This is a genomic window from Nostoc sp. DSM 114159 (genome assembly GCF_053470285.1).
The window spans coordinates 6,482,302-6,503,088 of record NZ_JBPFEH010000001.1 but is presented as its reverse complement, the minus strand read 5'-3'; the positions used below and the strand labels follow the sequence as shown (position 1 = coordinate 6,503,088).

The 20,787-nt window shown below is 41.9% G+C and carries 20 protein-coding genes, 1 tRNA gene and 1 pseudogene; 10 read left to right on the top strand and 12 right to left on the bottom strand.

Features of this window, described 5'->3' with window-relative positions; translation table 11 throughout:
* Positions 1–502 precede the first annotated feature (502 nt).
* The 5 genes from ACR5KR_RS27475 to ACR5KR_RS27455 all read left to right on the top strand — a co-directional run bounded on the left by ACR5KR_RS27475 (position 503) and on the right by ACR5KR_RS27455 (position 6,886).
* Positions 503–1,219 (top strand): biliverdin-producing heme oxygenase, encoded by a 717-nt coding sequence (locus ACR5KR_RS27475; protein WP_445628403.1) that lies wholly within the window; start codon positions 503–505, stop codon positions 1,217–1,219.
* Positions 1,220–2,063: 844 nt separating this feature from the next.
* Positions 2,064–3,161 carry a dimethylsulfone monooxygenase SfnG gene (sfnG, locus tag ACR5KR_RS27470; RefSeq protein ID WP_448268674.1) on the top strand — a complete coding sequence of 366 codons (1,098 nt, stop codon included), beginning with the start codon at positions 2,064–2,066 and terminating at the stop codon, positions 3,159–3,161.
* A gap of 151 nt (positions 3,162–3,312) precedes the next feature.
* Positions 3,313–4,521, top strand: coding sequence for an SfnB family sulfur acquisition oxidoreductase (locus ACR5KR_RS27465; protein ID WP_448268673.1), 1,209 nt, complete (start codon positions 3,313–3,315; stop codon positions 4,519–4,521).
* 361 nt (positions 4,522–4,882) lie between these two features.
* Positions 4,883–5,923 (top strand): cobalamin biosynthesis protein CobW, encoded by a 1,041-nt coding sequence (gene cobW / locus ACR5KR_RS27460; protein ID WP_445628400.1) that lies wholly within the window; start codon positions 4,883–4,885, stop codon positions 5,921–5,923.
* Positions 5,924–6,403: 480 nt separating this feature from the next.
* A complete protein-coding gene (locus ACR5KR_RS27455) occupies positions 6,404–6,886 on the top strand; it encodes an ABA4-like family protein (RefSeq protein WP_448268672.1) in 483 nt (160 codons plus the stop codon).
* A gap of 85 nt (positions 6,887–6,971) precedes the next feature.
* Here the strand turns inward: ACR5KR_RS27455 and ACR5KR_RS27450 are convergent, their stop codons facing one another.
* From ACR5KR_RS27450 to moaC, 4 genes are all read right to left on the bottom strand, one after another.
* Positions 6,972–7,187 carry an acetyltransferase gene (locus ACR5KR_RS27450; RefSeq protein ID WP_448268671.1) on the bottom strand — a complete coding sequence of 72 codons (216 nt, stop codon included), beginning with the start codon at positions 7,185–7,187 and terminating at the stop codon, positions 6,972–6,974.
* Between the two features lie 279 nt (positions 7,188–7,466).
* Positions 7,467–7,775: a DUF3181 family protein gene (locus ACR5KR_RS27445; RefSeq protein WP_445628397.1), complete on the bottom strand. Its 309-nt coding sequence runs from the start codon at positions 7,773–7,775 to the stop codon at positions 7,467–7,469.
* 118 nt (positions 7,776–7,893) lie between these two features.
* Positions 7,894–8,151 carry a hypothetical protein gene (locus tag ACR5KR_RS27440; protein WP_445628396.1) on the bottom strand — a complete coding sequence of 86 codons (258 nt, stop codon included), beginning with the start codon at positions 8,149–8,151 and terminating at the stop codon, positions 7,894–7,896.
* 310 nt (positions 8,152–8,461) lie between these two features.
* Positions 8,462–8,968: a cyclic pyranopterin monophosphate synthase MoaC gene (gene moaC, locus ACR5KR_RS27435; RefSeq protein ID WP_448268670.1), complete on the bottom strand. Its 507-nt coding sequence runs from the start codon at positions 8,966–8,968 to the stop codon at positions 8,462–8,464.
* Positions 8,969–9,002: 34 nt separating this feature from the next.
* On the opposite strand from moaC, the gene ACR5KR_RS27430 reads away from it, so the two are divergent.
* Positions 9,003–9,076 (top strand) — tRNA-Arg (locus tag ACR5KR_RS27430).
* 63 nt (positions 9,077–9,139) lie between these two features.
* On the opposite strand, the gene ACR5KR_RS27425 is transcribed toward ACR5KR_RS27430, so the two are convergent.
* The 3 genes from ACR5KR_RS27425 to ACR5KR_RS27415 form a co-directional block, all read right to left on the bottom strand.
* On the bottom strand, positions 9,140–10,393 hold the full coding sequence (locus ACR5KR_RS27425; RefSeq protein ID WP_448268669.1) for an MFS transporter: 1,254 nt from the start codon (positions 10,391–10,393) through the stop codon (positions 9,140–9,142).
* A 291-nt stretch (positions 10,394–10,684) separates the two neighbouring features.
* Positions 10,685–11,698 (bottom strand): glycosyltransferase family 2 protein, encoded by a 1,014-nt coding sequence (locus ACR5KR_RS27420; protein WP_448268668.1) that lies wholly within the window; start codon positions 11,696–11,698, stop codon positions 10,685–10,687.
* Between the two features lie 14 nt (positions 11,699–11,712).
* Positions 11,713–12,441, bottom strand: a complete 729-nt coding sequence (locus tag ACR5KR_RS27415) for a C40 family peptidase (protein WP_445628392.1) — start codon at positions 12,439–12,441, stop codon at positions 11,713–11,715.
* Positions 12,442–12,450: 9 nt separating this feature from the next.
* On the opposite strand from ACR5KR_RS27415, the gene ACR5KR_RS27410 reads away from it, so the two are divergent.
* The gene (locus ACR5KR_RS27410) at positions 12,451–13,383 is read left to right on the top strand and encodes a serine hydrolase (RefSeq protein WP_448268666.1); all 933 of its coding nucleotides are present in this window, start codon (positions 12,451–12,453) and stop codon (positions 13,381–13,383) included.
* 61 nt (positions 13,384–13,444) lie between these two features.
* On the opposite strand, the gene ACR5KR_RS27405 is transcribed toward ACR5KR_RS27410, so the two are convergent.
* From ACR5KR_RS27405 to ACR5KR_RS27385, 5 genes and pseudogenes are all read right to left on the bottom strand, one after another.
* Complete coding sequence (locus ACR5KR_RS27405) at positions 13,445–14,056, bottom strand: hypothetical protein (RefSeq protein ID WP_448270442.1); 612 nt, start codon at positions 14,054–14,056, stop codon at positions 13,445–13,447.
* A 177-nt stretch (positions 14,057–14,233) separates the two neighbouring features.
* A pseudogene (locus ACR5KR_RS27400) lies at positions 14,234–14,410 on the bottom strand (HNH endonuclease); the annotation flags it as partial.
* 195 nt (positions 14,411–14,605) lie between these two features.
* Complete coding sequence (locus ACR5KR_RS27395; RefSeq protein WP_448268665.1) at positions 14,606–15,163, bottom strand: IS630 family transposase; 558 nt, start codon at positions 15,161–15,163, stop codon at positions 14,606–14,608.
* A gap of 28 nt (positions 15,164–15,191) precedes the next feature.
* Positions 15,192–15,557 carry a helix-turn-helix domain-containing protein gene (locus tag ACR5KR_RS27390; RefSeq protein ID WP_448265194.1) on the bottom strand — a complete coding sequence of 122 codons (366 nt, stop codon included), beginning with the start codon at positions 15,555–15,557 and terminating at the stop codon, positions 15,192–15,194.
* Between the two features lie 137 nt (positions 15,558–15,694).
* A complete protein-coding gene (locus ACR5KR_RS27385) occupies positions 15,695–17,341 on the bottom strand; it encodes a metallophosphoesterase (protein ID WP_448270351.1) in 1,647 nt (548 codons plus the stop codon).
* Positions 17,342–17,823: 482 nt separating this feature from the next.
* On the opposite strand from ACR5KR_RS27385, the gene ACR5KR_RS27380 reads away from it, so the two are divergent.
* Genes ACR5KR_RS27380 through ACR5KR_RS27370 form a run of 3 tightly spaced genes read left to right on the top strand, consistent with a single transcriptional unit; the run spans position 17,824 to position 20,695 of the window.
* A complete protein-coding gene (locus tag ACR5KR_RS27380) occupies positions 17,824–18,576 on the top strand; it encodes a sterol desaturase family protein (RefSeq protein WP_448268664.1) in 753 nt (250 codons plus the stop codon).
* Positions 18,573–19,181, top strand: a complete 609-nt coding sequence (locus tag ACR5KR_RS27375) for an acyl transferase (protein ID WP_448268663.1) — start codon at positions 18,573–18,575, stop codon at positions 19,179–19,181. Before ACR5KR_RS27380 ends, ACR5KR_RS27375 begins: the two co-directional genes overlap by 4 nt.
* Positions 19,181–20,695: a GH3 family domain-containing protein gene (locus tag ACR5KR_RS27370; protein WP_448268662.1), complete on the top strand. Its 1,515-nt coding sequence runs from the start codon at positions 19,181–19,183 to the stop codon at positions 20,693–20,695. The genes ACR5KR_RS27375 and ACR5KR_RS27370 overlap by 1 nt, the downstream gene beginning before the upstream one ends.
* Positions 20,696–20,787: the final 92 nt, after the last annotated feature.

Sequence of the window (20,787 nt, the reverse complement as noted above, 5' to 3'; positions counted from 1 at the left end):
ATGCTTTTTCTCTTTAATAAATTCATTTTAGATCGAACTATCTTTACGTAATAATACTGAATTTTTTCTTCTGAGATTGTAAATCTTTGATAAAGTCAGTATTGGTTTTTACTTTATTAGTAAAGTCTCCACATCTTAGCTAATTATTCCTTTTCTGCCGACAACTTTCGTTTTGATTTTTATCTGTATTAGTTCACACTTTATAATGCTATTACCAGGCAAGTATGTAATAAATATTACTTTTAGTGGCTCGCAAAATTTTTCATCCAAGCTGAGAATGAAAGCAAGATTCACCTAATACAACAAAAAATCAAAATCCTCAAATCTAAAATTCTGTTCTCTTAGCCCGATCGCTGTGTAAAAAGCTACAAAATCATCGTAGCTTAAAAAATTTTAATATAAATTCTCATCAAATAGTTTTAAGGTAACGTTTTAATGGCCTTTTTAGCCGTTAGTGAATTAAAACTCCGGCAGTTAACTTTTTAAAGTTGAGAAATTTAGCATGAGCAGCAATTTAGCAACCAAATTACGTGTAGGCACTAAGAAAGCCCACACAATGGCAGAAAATGTTGGTTTTGTCAAGTGCTTTTTAAAAGGAGTAGTAGAAAAAAACTCTTACCGGAAACTTGTTGCTAACTTCTACTTCGTCTACTCAGCGATGGAAGAGGAGATGGAAAAGCACCGCCAGCACCCAATAGTTTCTAAAATTAACTTTCCTCAGCTAAACCGCAAGCATAGCTTAGAGCAAGACCTAAGTTATTACTTTGGTGCAAACTGGAGAGAGCAAATCAAACTATCTCCCGCAGGTGAAGCTTATGTACAGCGCATCCGAGAAATATCTGCTACAGAACCGGAATTGTTAATCGCTCATTCATACACTCGTTACTTGGGTGACTTATCCGGGGGACAAATTCTAAAAAATATTGCTGTTACAGCAATGAATTTGTCTGATGGACAAGGTACAGCCTTTTATGAGTTTCCAGAAATTCCTGATGAGAAGGCATTTAAAGCCAAATATCGGCAAATTTTGGATGAATTACCCCTTGACGAAGCGGCAACCGATCGCATCGTTGATGAAGCTAACGCCGCCTTTGGCACGAACATGAAGCTGTTCCAGGAATTGGAAGGTAATTTGATCAAGGCGATCGGTGTGATGCTGTATAATAGTCTTACACGGCGTCGTACACGTGGTAGTACTGAACTCGTCACAGCTGAGTAATCGTGTTGAGATTGCGGAGTCTGGTGTGTGGAGTCATAAATTCAGATAGCCTGATGAAGGATAATTCATAGGTGTTTCTGGTAAAAGAGCGATCGACGCTCAAAATATTTAGGGGCAATAGCCTTGTGACTGCTTTTGAGATGTGAAAGCAAGCATGGGGAGATTGCCCCTCAATTTTGATTTCATTGGGAATTGGGAAGATAAGTATCTGAATTCAGATCCCAACCAAATTGTGAAATATTTTTTAGTTTAGTAGTTTACACTAGCACATTTATTAAGAAGTGGAAGGGACAAGGAGGAAGGGGAAAAGGTAAAAACCTCGCCCGCAAGTGGCGCGACCTAATTCATCCCTTTTCCCTTTAACCTTTAACCTTTTCCCCTCTTTTTATTTCTGTTGTGTATAGTTGCAGATGATACACGAGAAGCATTTATCGATCGCGAGATCGAATAGTATTGATGCTTTGTCAAGTTCTGACTGAATCGGGCTGATAAGCTGCAAATATAAAATAATTAAATACTCAGCAAAAGTCGGCAGTATTCCATTTTGGAATACGGAAATGGAATTTAAGTATATCGAGTCACGACATCGAAAAAATTGTCGCGCTCAAATCTGATTCATTAAAACTACGGTAATACGATAGATTTATGATATATTACCACCATCAGAAAATTGTCTACTTGTAAATTCAGAGTAGTTTCCAGCCGCTCTCAAGCTTTCGATTTTGACTAAAATTTTGCGCGATCGAGTTTTGGCTGATTTGTTAGCGATAACAAATTAGGCTTTGTTACATCACTTGCAAAGTGAGAGAAATAACCAAGCAGTTTCAATTACAAACGCACAATTATGGTAGATATTAAGTTTGCATACTGGATTCCCAACGTTAGCGGGGGGTTAGTTGTTAGTAAAATTCCCCAACGGACAGATTGGACTTACGAATACAATGCTCAACTGGCTCAAACAGCTGAAGAAGTCGGGTTTGAATACGCTCTAGCACAAGCCAGATTTATCGCCAGCTACGGCGCTGAGTACCAGCTAGAGGCATTAACAACCGTATCAGCGTTGGCTCCAGTCACCAAGAAATTAAAGCTAATTGCGGCAGTTCACCCCGGATTGTGGCATCCGGGAGTAGTTGCCAAAATGGGTGCTAGTATTGATTTTCTCTCTAACGGTCGGTTTGCTCTGAATGTAGTTAGCGGCTGGTTCAAAGATGAATTCACTATATATGGCGAACATTGGTTAGACCATGACGAACGCTATCGTCGTTCAGAAGAATTTATCCGCGTTCTCAAAGGTTTGTGGACTGAGGATGAGTTTCACTTTAAAGGCGACTTTTACCGCATTAACGGCGGTTGGGTGAAGCCTAGACCAATTAATCAGAATCCTCACCCGGAGATATTCCAAGGTGGTAACTCCAAAGCAGCGCGGTGCATGGCTGGCCGCGTCTCTGATTGGTATTTCATGAATGGCAATACCATAGAAGGCGTGAAAGAGCAGATTGCAGAGGTGTCTGAATTAGCGAGTCTTGAAGGACGCACAATTAAGTTTGGTTTGAATTCCTTTATCATCGTGCGAGATACGGAAGCAGAAGCGCATGAAGTATTGCGCGATATTATTGCCCAAGCTGATGTGGAAGCGGTGAAAGGATTTGGCGAAGCGGTGAAACAGGCGGGAGCTTCAACTCGCGAACGTCAGGGAATGTGGGCGAATTCCAATTTTGAAGACTTGGTGCAGTATAACGATGGCTTCCGATCGGGGTTGATTGGCACGGCTGAACAAGTAGCTGAGAAGATTCGCCAGTTCCATGAAGCGGGAGTCGATCTAATTCTTGGTGGCTTCTTACACTACACAGATGATCTTCCAGCATTTGGTAAGACAGTAATACCAATTGTGCGCCAATTTAAAGCTAATCCTCGGACAGCTGATGAGTTGGTTGGAGTGTAGATTAACAGCAACATACTCTGTAGGAGCGGGTTTTGTGGATTGAAGCTGTTGTAGATAACAGCTATATCTGAACGGCACTAAGAAAAATCCAAAGGCTGTCTCATAGTAGTGGCGATTATGAGTTACTCAATCACAATCAAGGAGTTTTACTATGACATCAGTAATTGATGCTGACCAGAAGGCGCATATTATTCAAGATGACAAAGAAGCGATCGCGATCGCTCACGAATTAGCAGCTGAGTTTGCCAAGGGAGACTCAGAACGCGACCAAAATCGGCGTTTACCTGCCCAGGAAGTAGAAAAGTTCTCCCAGAGCGGATTGTGGGGAATTACAGTCCCGAAAGAGTATGGCGGTGCTTTTGTATCCAATGCCACCCTCGCAGAAGTAGTTAAAATCATCTCCGAAGCCGACTCTAGCCTCGGTCAAATTCCTCAAAACCATCTCTATATGGTGGAAGCAGTCCGCTTGGATGGTACAGATGAGCAGAAGAAATTCTTCTTTGATTTGGTTCTCCAAGGTAAGCGCTTTGGTAACGCCTTCTCGGAAATTGGCACTAAGTCTGTGACTGATGTCCAAACAAAATTAACACCAGATGGCTCTGACTTTGTACTCAACGGACGCAAATACTACTCTGCTGGGGCATTACTTGCACATTGGGTTCCTGTAATTGCCAGTAATCCAGAGGGTAAGACAGTGGTGGCATTTGTGGAAAGAGATGCCGAAGGATTAACCCTACTCGATGATTGGACAAGCTTCGGACAGCGTACCACTGCTAGCGGCACTACTATTATTGAAAATGTGAAAGTTAAGGCAGAACACGTGATTCCGCACTACTTAGCCTTTGAGAGAGCAACACCAATGGGTGCGATCGCTCAAATCATCCAAGCTGCCGTAGACGTGGGAATTGCTAAAGCCGCAGTCCGTGACACCATCTACTTTGTCCGCAACCATACTCGCCCTTGGGTTGACAGCAATTTAGAAAAAGGCTACGAAGACCCCCTGACGCTCTATAACTTAGGCAATGTCCAAATTCAGGTTCACGCTTCTGAAGCATTGCTGCGTCGTGCAGGCGAATTTATTGACATCGCCAACGAGTCAGGCTTAGAAGAACCCAAGGTAGTTGAAGCATCGATCGCAGTTGCAGAAGCCAAAGCCTTAGCCACCGAAGCAGCATTACTAGCTACCAACAAATTATTTGAACTAGCAGGTACTAAGTCCACATTGGAGCAATTCAACTACAATCGCCACTGGCGAAATGCCCGCGCTCACACACTCCACGATCCCGTGCGTTGGAAATACTACGCTGTTGGCAACTACTTCCTCAACGGTGTCTATCCCCCGCGCCATCCTTGGTTGTAATTGCAGGATTTTCTACTGGGGTGAAGCTTTCAGAATTAACATTTACCAGAATGCTTTACCCCTGATAAATTTATTGATTTGGCATCCCGCTCAATCAAACTCCGCCAAATATTAGCGGCTTCTTCATAATTTTTCACTTATTCGGCAGATGTTGCTTTTTGTTCCAACTCCTCTACCGTTTGTGCCACAATGATTTGCAAAATTAAAGCCAAACCTAAACTCAACAAAAACGGGAATATTTTCAGGTTTACCATAGACTTTCAGCTTAAAATAACTAAGTAAATCTTCAAACCAAGCTTAATCTCAGTATTTAAGTTTGTAACCCGTAAAACTTACCATACTGAGTAAATCAGGCAAAAATATGGCTACGAAAATTCCTGTCACAGTAATCACAGGCTTCTTAGGTAGTGGAAAAACCAGCCTAATTCGCCACTTGCTACAAAACAACGAAGGACGGCGTATTGCCGTTTTAGTCAATGAATTTGGCGAACTCGGTATTGATGGTGAATTGTTAAAATCTTGTCAAATTTGCCCTGAAGATGGTAATGGTGACACTAATATCTTTGAATTAACCAACGGCTGCTTATGCTGCACCGTGCAGGAAGAGTTTTACCCGACGATGCAAGAGTTAATCAAGCGGCGAGATAGCATCGATTGCATTTTGATTGAAACCTCTGGTTTAGCTTTACCAAAACCGCTGGTGAAAGCTTTTCGTTGGCAGGAAATTCGTAACGCCGCCACTGTAGATGCGGTGATTACCGTGGTAGATTGTGCGGCGGTTGCAGCCGGGACATTTGCTAGCGATCCAGAGGCGATCGCTGCCCAGCGACAAGCAGATGATAATCTAGAACACGAAACACCCTTGCAAGAATTGTTTGAAGACCAACTTGCTTGTGCAGACTTGGTGGTGTTAAATAAAATTGACTTGGTAGATGCAGAGACAAAAGCCAGAGTTGAAGAATTGATTAAGCAAGAGTTGCCCAGAGTGGTGAAAATTGTCGAGAGCGACCGTTCTCAACTAGACACATCTATATTATTAGGATTTCAAGCGGCAGTTGAAGACAATTTAGATTCTCGTCCTAGTCATCACGATACCGAAGAAGACCACAATCACGATGAAGAAATTACTTCAGCTAATTTAATTTTGGATCGTACCTTTGACCCCGAAAAGTTGCAACAGCAGTTGCAAACATTGGTACAACAACAAGAAATTTATCGGATTAAAGGCTTTGTCGCAGTGCCTAATAAATCCATGCGCTTAGTGATGCAAGGCGTGGGAACCCGATTTGATAAATTTTACGATCGCCCCTGGAAAGCAGAAGAAGCTAGGCAGACGCGCTTAGTTTTCATCGGACGTGATTTGAATTCTTCAGAAATTGAATCGCAGCTTGTAGCTTTATAAGTTAGGAGTTAAGAGTTAGGAGTTAGGAGTTAAGTGGAACTAATACACTGTGGCGAAAGTTTGCCTGCCTTTAACGAATGGCACTAAGAAAAGCCCAAAGGCTTGTCTAGTCTCGTTAGTCTCGTTCCCAGTCTTAAGACTGGGAATGTATTCAGAGAGGCTCTGCCTCTGGTCAAGAAACAGGAGGCAGAGCCTCCCAGAATGGGTTCCCAGCCTGGAGGCTGGGAACCAGTCAGGGCAAGGGGTGTATTTTAACTTAGTGCCATTCCTACCTTTAACAAGGAAACTTTACCATTGTCTATCGATTATTATGCGGCTTATAACAACTTATAATGGTAAATTTATTTCGCTATTGTGTATTAGCTAACTCCAAATCAAAAATAATACCAATAACTCAAAGCTCGGAATTTTTTACTCTCAACTCCTAACTCCTAACTCCTAACTCCTAACTTAAACCCTCAACCTTCACTTTACAAATATATGACGATTTCTCAAATATTTAACGTTGCCAATCTTTTCGTATTGCCATTTTGGGCGTTGATGATTTTATTGCCGAACTGGAAAGTTACACGGTGGATAATGTCATCATATCTACCCTTTGTGCTGTTAGCAGGAACATATTTATATTTGTTTATTAACAGCATTACTCCAGAAAATGCTCAAGCTTTATCGAATCCTCAATTAGCTGATATTGCACGGTTTTTTGCAGATGAAACAGCTGCGGCAACAGGTTGGATTCATTTTTTAGTGATGGATTTATTCGTCGGTCGCTGGATTTATTGGGAAGGACAGAAAACAGGTGTTTGGACAATTCATTCTCTGGCTTTATCTTTGTTCGCTGGGCCGTTAGGATTACTATCTCACATTTTAACTGACTGGATTACTAAGAGATTTTTCCCAAAGTTTCAGCAGAATGAAAAGGCGACATTAGCAGAACAAGAAGTACCATCAACTACCACATAGCAATAGAGGCACACATCTGTGCGCCCCTACTAATGATAATTGCTAATAGTTTACTTCCATTACCAATTATCTCATTTTTAAATCATTAACCGTTACCGTGTCTATAGTCAGCATCTATCCAGCAGCGTGGTAGAACTTCACCTGAAGGAAAAACAAGATTTTGTTTTTTAAAAGTTTCAGGTTGCTGTTCTTCTTGACCTTCTTGGTCTTTTGCCCGAACAACATCAGTATTCGGGTCAATTAATTCTTGAATTTCAACAATTTTTACTAATTCACCGCTATCTTTGACTTGTAAAAGCATAGAAATCGCCTCAATAAGTTTGCATGAAAGTTAAGAGCAAGTTTAAGATAAACTCATTCTCATCTCAACCAATTTAGAAGGTCGAGATTCCTTAATTGTTAAAGGAAATTTTTACCAGATATGAACACATAAATTACACCAAATTTATCTATGTGTCTCTGTGGTTTTTATCTTTATAAAATTGGCGCAACAAAATAATCCTCAATTCAGCATTTCAAATCCAATCAGGAAATACTGACCGAGAAAATTGTCTAATTCAAATAATCTTGGTTGTAGATATTAGATTTCGCGTTGATATTTTTCTAAAATATCAACTAATGTTACTTGGCATTGCAGTGGCAGTAAATCACTTAAAGGTAGTTCGCTTCTACCGCCGCCAATTTTGACTGTAATTGATTTCAAGACGTTTAAAACTCGATCTTCACTTACATTGTTGGAAGTAATTAAGGGATACAACTGTTCAGCAACAAGGGTGTGCAGTTTGGCATTAGATAAATAAAGATGCCATTTGGCAATGTCTATGTAGACATTTTCGCCAATTTCAGCTGCTAGGGCTTCCAGTAGTTCTGTGGTGTTAGTCTTTGCCATAAAAATAACCCTACGTTAAGAAAAAGTGCGAAATCTCAAGCTTTTTACATTATCGCTCAATTAATAGGCTGATTCTACTACCACAGGTTACAATCGCCCCAGCATCAGTAATCCGTCTTCAGGTGGATTTAGGTGGAGTTTCGCTGTAATTAGCGATCGCACTAATATAAATCAGATGCACTAATACTATTCCTGTCCAACTTGCAGTAAACAATGGCAGCCAGTCCCAGGTAGTGCTTTTCAAAATATGAAAAAACCATAAGCCAGAATTAATCGTAGCAGCGATCGCTACATGCAAAGCAAAATTCATTCGGTCATCAATCTTGCGGTAATCAGGGTCTTTGCGATCGGGTTTGCGAGGCCAACGAGGAGGCATAAATATTTGTTACAGATTTAAATACACCCTACTCATTCTAAGGTTTTTAGTGCAGTCGTTGCTATTAGACTTCTAGAACCAGTCATAATTGAATTGCAAGTGGAGATGAAGAAGGAAATAGGGTACAGGGTACAGATTAGAATTCTTGGCATTTGTGGGGAAAAGGGTAAGGGTTAAAGGGGAAAGGGCTAATAAAAACCCTTTTCCCTTTGACCTTTTCCCTTTAACCCCTCTTGCAAAAGTTACTTTTGCAAGAGGTCTATTATTCCCTGTCACCTGTCACCTGTCACCTAATATGCCCAATAGCTTATTACTCTGCCGACAAATAATCTCCTGATTTCCCGCCACTCTTACTTATTAAACGAATTGATTCAATTTGAATCGACTTTTCTAAAGCTTTGGCCATATCGTATAAAGTCAAGGCAGCGACAGAAACGGCAGTTAAGGCTTCCATCTCTACACCGGTTTCAGCTTTGGTTTTGACTGCGGCTTGAATTTGATAACCCGGTAGTTGGGGAACGGGTATGATTTCAACTGCGATTTTTTGCAAAGGCAACGGATGACACAGAGGAATTAAATTGGCTGTTTGCTTGGCTGCCATAATCCCAGCCAATCTTGCAGTTGCCAACACATCCCCTTTTGGCACATTTCCGGCTTGAATGGCAGCGAAGGTGGCTGGCAGCATTCGCACATTGGCAGCGGCTACTGCTTGGCGAATTGTGGGTGCTTTATCAGACACATCAACCATCTGTGCCTGTCCTTGGGGATCTAGATGGGTTAAGGAAGCAAAATTAGCTGGAAAATTATCTTGCGCCATTTGGTTAAAACGTGTTAATATATATTGTCGGTGAGGGCGTGTAGCTCAGTGGACTAGAGCACGTGGCTACGGACCACGGTGTCGGGGGTTCGAATCCCTCCTCGCCCGTTTTTAAAAGTAGAGACGCGATTAATCGCGTCTGTACAAGAGTTGAAAGTTAGGAGTGAGGAATTAAATTTCATCACTCCTAACTTTTAAGTTTTTCAAGGCGTAGGCATCTGGAGCTAGACCTAGTGCAAAGCGCAGTGAGTTGGATAAGTTTTTGCTCGAACGGGTGAGGAAGAGGATAAGTGCTAGAGAAGTCATCGCAGCACCATAGCCAAACATATCGCGATAGCCTACAAGTTCTGCGATGATACCCAAAAGAGGAGCAGCGATCGCAACTCCTAAATCGAGTCCAGCTATGCAGATAGCAAAAATTTTCCCCCGTTCTTGCGGCAGCGAACGGTCTGCCATCATGGTAATCATCATCGAGAACAGTGTACCACCACCAGCACCTTCAGCGATCGCAGCCAGTAAGAAAACGATCGCGCTGTCAGCTTGCCACAGCAGTATTAACGCCAAAATGTAGCAAAAAATCCCAAAGGTAATAAACAAACCACGCCCGAAGCGATCGCTTGCTTTGCCAGCAAATATCCTGATACTAAAACTAGAAATTGCCGCAGCTGTAAAAAATAGTCCGCCATTGAAGTCCACCTCAGTGGATTTGAGGAACAACGACACAAAGGTATGTACAGCACCAAGAGACAAACCAACCAGCAACATAACTATAGTTGGAACTCTCACCCGTGGGCTGAACAAAATTTGCCAAAATTTGCGATCTTCTCCCTCTGTCTGCTCCGGCGTTTGCACTGGCGGATTCGTAACTTGTAAAATCCCCAAGAGGGCGACAAAAGCCAATTCGGCGGATAACAGAAATAATATTCCGTAACCACTTGTAGCTTCTAAATACCCACCCAAGGCAGGGCCAATTGCTAAACCAATAGGAGTTGCTAGGGTCATGTAACCAATGATTTCACCACGAGTCTCGGCGGGTGCTAAATCTGCAACTAAGGCACTGTAGCCAGTGGTAAAAGCAGCAATACTAATGCCGTGAAAAATCCGCACCAGGATCAACAGCCCAATTGATTTAGTTGACAAGTAACCAAAAGGTGCGATCGCAGCTACAATCGTACCAATCAACAAGACAATTTTGCGATCGCGTTCATCGGCTAATCGTCCCAGCATCGGGCGAGATAGCAATAACCCAATGGCGAAACTGCCCATAACAAGACCAATTTCTTGCTTGCTTGCGCCCACATCATCGATGTAAAGCGGTAGAGTTGGTAAGAGCGAAGACAGGCTCGACCAGAATAATAAACCTGCTGTAAATAAAATAAGCAGGTTACGCCGCAGTTCGGCATTAAATGTATTAAATGCTTTCAAGGTAGATGCAATTTAACTAGTTTTTTGTCATTTGTCATTTGTCATTTGTTCTTTGTCATTTGTCATTTGTCATTTGTTCTTTGTCATTTGTCATTTGTCATTTGTTCTTTGTCATTTGTCCTTTGTCATTTGTCTAGAGTCAACCAATATTTATTGTTAATTATTTGCTAATGACCAATGACCAATACTTCTCTACGAGAGGCTGCGCCAACGACTTCACTAAGTAGCAAGTGCCCAATGACCAATGAACTAATGACCAATGACTAATGACCAATGACTACTATTGTTACGTTACTTAACATTTTTTGCTACCACCTCTCGCACGCGATAGATAGGCCGTCCTTGGGATTCGTGGTATGTACGCATGAGTAATTCTGCTAAAAGTCCGAAGCAAAACAACTGCACTCCTGTTAGTAGCAGCAAAACTGCCAAAATCAGCAGAGGGCGATTGCCAATCATCTCACCTAAAGCCAATTTGACGAAAGTCAAGTAAATTCCGATCGCAGTTCCCGAAAACATGGAAATCAAGCCCAACAACCCAAAAACATGCATCGGACGGGTGAGGAATTTTTTCATAAACAGAATGGTTAACAAATCCATCAATACCCGGAAAGTCCGCCAAATTCCATATTTACTACGACCAAAGCGGCGGGCGTGATGACGTACAGGTATTTCGGTAATTCTAGCTCCTTCGATGTACGCCAAAGCGGGTAAAAATCGGTGTAATTCTCCGTAGAGGTTCATATCTGCCAAAAGTTCTGCCCGATAAGCTTTCAGCGAACAACCATAGTCATGAATATTCACGCTAGTGGTGCGGCGAATTAGCCAATTGGCAATTTTGGAAGGAAGTAACCGATTTACAGCCCCATCTTGGCGTTTTTGTCGCCAACCACTCACCAAATCGTAACCTTCGTCCAGCTTTGCTAATAACATCGGGATATCAGCCGGATCGTTCTGGAGATCGGCATCTAAAGTCACGATCGCTTTACCGACTGCATAATAAAATCCAGCAGCCATCGCCGCAGTTTGTCCGTAGTTGCGGCGCAAAATCACCGCCTTTAAATCAGTGCGGATTTGCGCCTGTTCTTTGAGAAAATTCCCAGAACCATCTGTAGAACCATCATCCACACAAATGATTTCATAATTTACCTGACTAGAAGATAAAGTAGAGGCGATCGCTTCTAGTAAAAGCGGCAAACTCTCCACCTCGTCATGTATTGGTACTACCACCGAAACATCTGGGACAATTGCTGAAATCGTCCCATTTTCCCCCATTACCCCTTGATCGATCAACCCACTCCTCATAAGCCTCAGCATCCTCAGCGTCTCTGTGGTTCGTAACTCTTAAAAACTCTACCAGCACCTCGCAGCTGCTGATAGTACGACTGACTAACCGCATCTCCCTGTTCCGAGAGAATATCAATTCCGATCCCATTCCGTCCCTGTTCTTTCCCAGAACTATGGATATAATAACCATCCGCCAAATAAAGCCCGACATGGGTGGCTTTTTGCCTAGTTCCAAAAAATACCAGATCCCCGGCTGCTAATTCTGCAATCGTAATTGGTTGAGTGAATCCTTCCTGTTGATAGGCATCTCTAGGTAGCCAAATACCCACCGAAGCAAACGCCGCCTGCATTAACCCAGAACAGTCATAATTTGGCCCAACCGTACCACCCCAAAGGTAATAATTTGATTGTTGCATCGCTTTTTGGGTAAAGGCGATAATCTCTGCTAGGAGTTTTTTAATCTCCGATTCAGAAAATGTTGCAGCCTGATAAGGTACAGTAGCAGATTGTAATGAATCAAAATCTGAAACAGATAGCCATCCCGGATAGTCATCTTCACATAAATACACCTCAACCGCCGAATTTTGATGATTTGATGTTAGCCACAAATGTCTCCCAGATGCAGCTTGAGTTGCTAAACGCGTACATTCAGGAGAATCATATAAATTCAGGTCAGCTAAACACTGATACTCCCCTGATTTTGGATTTTGAACTTCGGCTTCGCTCGGTCGAACCATTTTGGATTTTAGATTAAAGGACATTATCAGAGAATGATTTTTTTTAATAAAGACGAACAACTCGAAAATCTTGGGTTAGGCATTTTAGATGCAACTTGGGCAGCATTTCCAACCTTAGCGCGAAACCAAATTGCCTTGACTTGGGTTGTTTACGATCCACCAGTGCGAGTAAATACTGGTGGGGCGCTGACTCCCAACGCTTTTTGGGATCACCCAGTTCGTGGTTTCACTTATCGCGGTGTTGAGCGGATTTATCCTGCCAGTGTAGTCAAGCTATTTTACCTGGTAGCGGTAAACGAATGGCTAGAAAAAGGTATGAGTCAAACCTCCAAGGAGTTGGAGCGAGCTTTGCAGGATATGATTGTCGATTCTAGTAACGATGCTACCAGCTTGGTTGTGGATATTTTGAGTGGCACTACATCAGGGCCAGAATTACCAATTGGCCCCTTTGAAACCTGGAAATATCAGCGTAATATTGTTAACCGCTATTACCAATCTTTAGCTTGGGAAGAATTGGAGACAATTAACGTCTGTCAAAAAACTTGGGGTGATGGCCCTTATGGGCGGGAACGGGCGTTTGTGGGGGAGTTACTAGAAAATCGCAATATGTTGACTACAAATGCGATCGCTAGGTTACTGCATAGTATTGTCGGTGGAGTGGCAGTTTCAAGCGCGCGATCGCAAGCCATGATGGCTTTACTGAAACGTCCTCTCAAAGATTTGCCCACTGACACCGAGGAAAATCAGGTGACAGGTTTCTTAGGCGGTGGACTGCCTGAAAATGCTCAAATTTGGTCAAAAGCAGGTTGGACAAGTCAAGTTCGCCATGATGCAGCGTATATTGAATTACCAGAACAGCGCCCTTATCTTTTAGTGGTATTTACTGAAGGGAAAGCCCAGGCTAAAAGTCGGGATATTTTGCCTTTTGTTTCTAGGCGAGTTGCCGAAGCGATCGCTAGTTTATGAGCCAAAATTTTTAAACAAACAAACCCTCCTATAGGAGGGTTGTGCTTCAACGTTGTCTGCCTCAACCTGCTAGGCGAAACTCGATGTCGTGACTGGCTAACGGGAGCAACCCTGAAGACACCGTGATACGCCATATACCAATGCAGTTTACTTTTAAAGGCAGGAATAACGGAACACACCATCGACGTACTAGAGCAGTCGTCTGTGATATCGATAAATCAGAATGAGAGATCAAAGCAGTATGACCTTCGGCATCTTGAACAGAGTAGTCAATCCGAAGCATTGTGTTTATTGGGATAGTACCAGTTTCGACAATGCAGAGCAGGTTTAGTTGCAGATTGTATGGCAGCGACGGAACCTCATAGTACGCCCACCCACCGCCAAGTACAGAAAATAGACCTTGTACTTGAATCGCATTGGCAAGAAAAATGGTGGATATCTGGAGTCCATTTTCAAGATCATCCACGTCTGCCGGACGACCACTATAAGTAGCCACGCCACCACCACCGCCTCCTCCACCGGGAACCTGCCCTTCTCCTCCGTGGAGGTCTATTGGTTCGTGAAATCCCGCTGGAGTAACACCGACTATGTTGATTATTCCGCCCTCGCCACCAGCACCGCCAAAATACCCACCTTCTCCACCTGCTTTCAGTTGTGCACCGTGAAAGTCCATATAAACACTTGTCTGCAAGTGACTTTCCATCGTTTTTTGAAGTTCGGCGACCAGGGAATCAGACAATGCAGACACTTCGATTTCTGCTTTCCTTGCGTTTTCTTCGCGATCTGCCTTTATGCGTGTCAAGTATTCGACGGTGTATTTATGAAGGTTCTCCTTAGCGTCAATCACTTTGTGGTGGTTTTTACAAAGAAGAATTAGATTCTCAAAAGAATGTCTTTCTTCTGAGGTTTGTTGTGCGTTGTATCGAAGACCACCAGGATTCTGGGCACATATATGACACACATCGCCCAGTATTGTACTGGAATCTATGATGGCATTAGTGCAGCTTGGAAATGCACATTGGTTCATCGATAGTGCAAATAGTCTCCGAATCGTCGAATCTCTCGGTGTCTTTATTTCTGTCACCTTGCTCCCCCGGCTTTGTTTTCCGCCTGCCCACGAATGATTAGCCTGTTGCTTTATATTGCAAAAAATTGCAAAGCAGATACCGAGAAAGTACCTAAAAAGTTTTTATTGTTTGACTTTGACGGCTTACAGCGGTTTTCATATGAATAGACCACAATGAGCGAACCAGCCCCAAGCATCATCAGATGAGATTTGCTTAGTAACAATCTCGGTTAAAATTTGGTTAAGAGCTTGGTGGGTTCGAGCTTTTGCGGTACGCAAACACTGCTTCAGTTTTGACCAGCATAATTCGATGGGGGACAAATCAGGTGAATAAGGAGGCAAAAATACAACTTTTGCACCCACAGATTCAATTACTTCTTGAATCACCTGTGCATGATGCACTGACAAATTATCCATCACTACAACGGCTCCCGCCCACAATTGAGGTGCTAAAATCTCCTGAACATAGGTCAGAAATACATCGGTGTTGACACTACCTGAAATGCTCATCGTAGCAATCAGTCCATCCAAACTCAGTGCCTCGATTAAGGATATGTTTTGTCCTCGATCCCGAGGACAAGAATCATACAACCGTCGACCACTAGAAGCACGTCCATAAAGTCGCGTCATCCCCAAGTTAAGACCAGACTCATCTACATACACCAAATTGTGTGGATCAACGCCCAGTACCCAATCTCGATATTCAAAACGCATCCGTTCGACTCGTGGGCTATCTTGCTCACTAGCATATAGCGTTTTTTTTAGTGGTCAATCCTAAGCGATGAACTGCGCGGTGCATGGTTGGTACGCTGACTGTTAATCCACTTCGTTCCACGAAGCGCTCGCATAATTCTGCCAATAAAGCATCTGGCTGTTCATTTACTAACTGCTGCACTATTGGTAAACTCTCAACTGTTATTTTGGCGATCGCTCCACCTCGATGAGGCTTGGGAGCTACTTGCCCAGTGGTTCTATGGCGACGTATCAACCGTTGAACAAACGACAAGCTTACTTTGAAACGGTCGGCGAGTTGTCGTTGCGAACCTTCATTCGCTTTATAAGCCTCTATCACACGTTGGCGTAGATCAGTTGAATAGGCAGCAGGCATAAGTTACATGAGTATTTTTACTGCCTCTCTAGTTTATTATCTTTGTAGTCTACTCAACTGAAAACCGCTGTAATTCATCTTATTCAACAACAAGTTTATTTAAATTGTCCTTACGCTTTCATATTCTCGTCAGTAACTCATTGGGGATTCAACTTAAATTCGTCAAACTTTAATACTTCCGAATCAGGCTTACGAGTATCAAAACGATAACTACTAATCGTACCCGTCCCCGTATCAAAGATACTAAAAACCGTAATATCATTACTCGCAATATAAGGCATCGGCTTCCCATCTTCACCCAGCAAGGGGGCAATTGTTGGCACTATCGGTTCTAATTCATTGGGATCGCCAAGCTTAACATAATCCTCTTGATATCCAATTGGGACTTCTCGTTTTCTGTCACCCCAAGCAGCACCATAAGTATTGCCTACATTAGATGTTTCCAAAAAATGCATTCCACTGGGACTAACAAAGCGGTTCCATAAATGAGAATGTCCATAGAATACTAATTGCACATTAGCCGCTTCAAGTATTGGGACAACATCGCGGATAATATAATCTGCGTCTTTAGGATACTCATAACGCACTGCTTTGATATTGTCGCTATCCCGTTCAATTATCTGTACTGGCTCTGTATAAGCAGGAACTATATTATCACCCAAAGTATGGGGTGGATGATGGAACATCACAACTTTGTATTTTGCTTGTTGAAACTCACGGCTGTTAAGTTCCGACTCTAGCCAATTATATTGCTTACTGCCTTTAGCAATTGGCTCATAAATCACCTGTCCATAACCCCAATCTTCAGGATTATTTAAATTATTTTCGGCTTCTCGATATCTACCCTTGCGCTTTCCATCTAATTTGGGAGTCCGCCACATATTCGTAATGTAAAGTACCACCAAACGCACATCACCAAAACTAACTGCATAATACCTTTTTTCACCCTCTTTACTTTTTGGTAAAGAAAAAATCTCTTCGTAGGTATTAGTATTAAAAGAATTATCGATTAAAGATTTATCTGGATAGATTCTTTGAGCAACAACACGGGGAATTGTATCATCAAATTCATCATTTAAACTCCCTGTCCTAGCAAACCGCCCCATCACCTCATGATTGCCAATGCAAGTAAACATGGGTGCGTGTTGAATTATTTGTCCGCCAGTGTAGGTTGTCTTTACACCGTCGTGTGACATTTCATATTTAGCACGACCTTGTAAACCGGGAAACAACGCACCACCACCATTATCATCAAACCATTCTGAGGCGCGATCGCTAACATTGACCAAATCACCGGCAAACCACACGCCATCGACTCGTCCCACTGTTTCTACCACCTTTTGCAGATTTGCCGCTGTCATCGGCTTTAATTGATGATCTGAGGTCAGTAGAATTTTAAGTGGTGTATCTGATTTAGGAGTAGCTGCAAGGCTGAAAACATCACTGTCAACACTTTTGCCGTCTTCTTGCACACTTGTGACACGATAGTTAACCCGCACACCAGGAGTTAACCCAGTTACCTCAGCCTCATGTCGCCAAATGTCCCTTTGGACAGGTTTTTGATAAACTTGTCCGTCTTGGGTTTGGTTTGCAACTCTTGATTGTTGGTCTTCACGCGTGCGACTGAGTTTGGTAGTACTTGCTCTAGCAGTTTGTTTGAGATTTTCCCCGTAGGTTACTGTGTGATTAACACCAGCAAATTCAGTAAACCAAACTACTTGCACTGAAGTTGCAGTTGGTAGTTGCAAAAATGGGTCGGTGAGCAGTTGGGGTGCTGATGTCATAATTGTTTGCCCAAATGAACGCACACCTACCAGAGTAAAGCATATAACAAGCACAAGCATCGCTACTGAGGAAATTTTTCGGCGGCTTTTGCGTCTGAGCATGAGTAACATACCAAATTTTAGGGTATTCACCGACTGAACGCATTTTATTATAGGAAATGTGTGTAAAATCCCGAACAATTACTCCAGCAGCTACCGGATTTATTCAACCGTCAGCAGCAAGTAAACCAGACAGGACAATTAGTTGCTAAATTTAATAGACCCGCCTTGAAAATAGGGAATAGGGAATAGGGAACAGGAAGAAGTATTTTCATTGTTCCTTGTGAGTTCCACTCATGAAGTCTCTTGCAAAAATATATTTTTCCAAGAGAGGGAAAAGGGACTCATGTTAAAGGGGAGGATTTTGAGTTTCTTTACCCTTTTCCCTTTCACCTTTACCCCGGCTTTTGTAAGAAGTCTAATATCAGTGTGAGTAATCAAAAGTGGAAATACAAACTTTTTCACAACTACTAATTTTTGGCTCTTTTATCGGATTAATTGGTTGGACTATTAGCAATCAAATTGGCAGAACTCAACTTCAAGTTAAAAGCCATGAAGATTGGTTACTAGATGGTACAGGGCTAATGATTCAAGGAATTTTGATTCCCTTACTACAAGCTACTTTAGTTTATTGGCTTTATCAACATTTATTACCAACTCAGCAAGGGGATTTAAAATTATCATTAATTCCAAGTTTTCTGATCGGGTTTGTTGTAATTGATTATTTATATTATTGGAATCATCGTTTATTACATACAAACTTTTTGTGGAAGGTTCATCAAGTTCATCATACTGTTACTCAAATGGATGTATTAGGAACATCTCGCAACACACTTTGGACAAGTTTGTTAATTATTTATTTATGGATACACACTTTATTTTTATATCTTTTAGCCGATCCTACAGGTTATGTACTTGGAGTAAGTCTAACTTCTGCCTTAGATTTATGGCGACATAGCCGTTTGATAATTCCTGAAAATAGCTGGTTTTATCAATTTTTATCTTCTTGGTTAATCTTGCCACAGGATCATGCTTGGCATCATTGCTGTGAAATCCATAATTATAACTATGGGGCTAATCTAAAAATTTGGGATAAGTTACATGGGACATATTATGAAAGCAAAAAAATGCCATCTACAATCGGAATTTCTAGCTCATTAAACTTGTTCCAAAAACTTTTATTTCCATTTTCATGACTGTTCTAAGTAAAATTCTGTTGTTTTTTCCCGCCTTTGTATTATTGCTAACTGGAGCAGCAATAGTCTATCTCGCTTATTCACCCAACATCTTCAGTATTTTCGGGGTGTTCCTGTCTATTTATGGGCTACCAGTGCTAGTTTACCGCTTGCACGAATGGGTTTATCCTGTGCGGGAAGGTATTAGTTATCTACAAAATAAAGAATATAATTCCTGGTGGGGTAGTCATCAAATCCAAGTAATTTTTATTGCAATTCCAGTGTTGGAAGCAGTGTTGCGGTTGATTCCAGGGGTGTTTTCCTGTTGGTTGCGATTGTGGGGTGCTAAAGTGGGGCGAGATGTATACTGGACACCAAGTTTAGAAATTGCCGATCGCAGTTTATTAGAAATTGGCGATCGCGTCGTTATCGGGCATTGTGTCGGTATCTATTCTCACGTCATTAAACCCCGTAAGCAAAATTTAATGTTGTATGTCAAAAAAGTCAAGATTGGCAGCAATGTTTTTGTGGGAGCCGGATCTAATCTTGCTGCTGGTGTAGTCATTTGTGATGGTTCTTATGTACCAGCAGTCAGTAACCTTTATCCTAATCAAAAGGTGCAATAATGCGTCCGATTATTCAGCTTTTTGGGCAAATCCTTGCGCCAACTGCGAGGCGATTTCATCAAGCTTTGGATAACCCAGAGTTAACGCAGATATCTGTACAGAAGGAAATTTGCGATCGCCTAATCAAAAGTGAGTATGGTAAAACTTTGGGAATTCATTCTATAGACGATTGGCAGCGCGTACCAATTGTAGATTATGATACACTCGAACCTTACTTAAATCAAAAACAGCAGCAAATTTTCCTGACACCAGAACCCATTTTGTTCTACGAAAAAACCTCTGGTAGTAGTGGAGCAGTAAAATGGATTCCTTATACTCAATCTTTGCGGCGATCGTTTAATCAGATGTTTTGTGTATGGGCACACGATCTGATTGTACATGGCCCGAAGTTTTCTACAGGCAAACTTTATGCTTGTATATCGCCGCAATTAAATGTAGCTGATAGTCAAACTTTACAAGATGATTTAGATTACTTAGATGGCTGGTTGCGTTGGTTTTTGCTTCCTTGGTTGGTGATGCCAAATAAACTTAATCGGCTACATGATGCGAACTTGTTTAAACATCAACTGGCTTTGGCATTATTAGAGGCTGAAAAACTAGAAATTATCTCTATTTGGAGTCCTAGTTTTCTACAAGTACATTTAAAATATATTCAAGAAAATCAAGATTTGTTACGAGGAGAATTACACAACCGGATTTCACATCATCGGTTGCAAAACCTGTGCGAAAGTAATATTCCCTGGATGCAACTCTGGCCAAATTTGAAGCTGATTTCTTGCTGGGATAGCGCCAATGCAGCAGACCAAGCGCAAGGATTAAGATTAAAATTTCCAGACGTATTAGTTCAAGGTAAAGGACTACTTGCAACGGAAGCACCAATGACGATTCCGTTGATTGTTGCTGGGGGATGTGTGCCGGTTCTGGATGAAGTATTTTTCGAGTTCGAGGACGATGCTGGTTCGTTGTATGGTTTACATGAACTCAACATTGGCAAGGAATACACGATTATTTTATCTCAAAAAGGGGGTTTGTATCGTTATCGAATTGGCGATCGCATTCGGGTAACTCATTACTATCGCCACACTCCCTGTTTAGAGTTTCTCGGACGATATCAAGCCATTAGCGATTTGGTAGGCGAAAAGTTGCAAGAAACCTTTGTAAATAATGTTCTAACTCTACTGAACTTGCAAGAAACTAATTTTAAAAGCTTGATGCCAATTACCGATCCTCCGCACTATATTCTATTATTAGATTCGGCAACACAAACCCCAGAAATAATCGCTCAAAAACTGGATCTGGCTCTATCAGAATCGTATCATTACAAGAGGGCGAGAGCCATCGGTCAACTTACACCACCACAAGTTTTAATCTCTAGTCAAATTCCTGAAATATTAGTTTCCCATCGTATCCGCACTGGAAGTATTTGGGGAGGTATTAAGCATCCAATTCTGGCAACATCACCCATTAGCACTGAACTTTTACAAGAATTGCAGGTGAAAATTGTCCAAAAATAGCTCAATACGGTTCGGTTAAAATTTTTTGATGAAAATTATAAATCGCCGTCAACACGAAAAACTGATTATTGTAGAGACGGCGATTCATCGCG

Bases quoted from the DNA above. Each gene is read 5' to 3' on its own strand.
- ACR5KR_RS27410 (WP_448268666.1), top strand. From the start codon at position 12,451: ATGATTTTTTTTAATAAAGACGAACAACTCGAAAATCTTGGGTTAGGC.
- ACR5KR_RS27445 (WP_445628397.1), bottom strand. From the start codon at position 7,775: ATGGCAAAGACTAACACCACAGAACTACTGGAAGCCCTAGCAGCTGAA.
- cobW (WP_445628400.1), top strand. From the start codon at position 4,883: ATGGCTACGAAAATTCCTGTCACAGTAATCACAGGCTTCTTAGGTAGT.
- ACR5KR_RS27450 (WP_448268671.1), bottom strand. From the start codon at position 7,187: ATGCTTTTACAAGTCAAAGATAGCGGTGAATTAGTAAAAATTGTTGAA.
- ACR5KR_RS27415 (WP_445628392.1), bottom strand. From the start codon at position 12,441: ATGTCCTTTAATCTAAAATCCAAAATGGTTCGACCGAGCGAAGCCGAA.
- ACR5KR_RS27405 (WP_448270442.1), bottom strand. From the start codon at position 14,056: ATGGACTTTCACGGTGCACAACTGAAAGCAGGTGGAGAAGGTGGGTAT.
- ACR5KR_RS27370 (WP_448268662.1), top strand. From the start codon at position 19,181: ATGCGTCCGATTATTCAGCTTTTTGGGCAAATCCTTGCGCCAACTGCG.
- ACR5KR_RS27420 (WP_448268668.1), bottom strand. From the start codon at position 11,698: ATGAGGAGTGGGTTGATCGATCAAGGGGTAATGGGGGAAAATGGGACG.
- ACR5KR_RS27440 (WP_445628396.1), bottom strand. From the start codon at position 8,151: ATGCCTCCTCGTTGGCCTCGCAAACCCGATCGCAAAGACCCTGATTAC.
- ACR5KR_RS27465 (WP_448268673.1), top strand. From the start codon at position 3,313: ATGACATCAGTAATTGATGCTGACCAGAAGGCGCATATTATTCAAGAT.
- sfnG (WP_448268674.1), top strand. From the start codon at position 2,064: ATGGTAGATATTAAGTTTGCATACTGGATTCCCAACGTTAGCGGGGGG.
- ACR5KR_RS27395 (WP_448268665.1), bottom strand. From the start codon at position 15,163: ATGCGTTTTGAATATCGAGATTGGGTACTGGGCGTTGATCCACACAAT.
- ACR5KR_RS27455 (WP_448268672.1), top strand. From the start codon at position 6,404: ATGACGATTTCTCAAATATTTAACGTTGCCAATCTTTTCGTATTGCCA.
- ACR5KR_RS27475 (WP_445628403.1), top strand. From the start codon at position 503: ATGAGCAGCAATTTAGCAACCAAATTACGTGTAGGCACTAAGAAAGCC.
- ACR5KR_RS27390 (WP_448265194.1), bottom strand. From the start codon at position 15,557: ATGCCTGCTGCCTATTCAACTGATCTACGCCAACGTGTGATAGAGGCT.
- ACR5KR_RS27375 (WP_448268663.1), top strand. From the start codon at position 18,573: ATGACTGTTCTAAGTAAAATTCTGTTGTTTTTTCCCGCCTTTGTATTA.
- moaC (WP_448268670.1), bottom strand. From the start codon at position 8,968: ATGGCGCAAGATAATTTTCCAGCTAATTTTGCTTCCTTAACCCATCTA.
- ACR5KR_RS27385 (WP_448270351.1), bottom strand. From the start codon at position 17,341: ATGACATCAGCACCCCAACTGCTCACCGACCCATTTTTGCAACTACCA.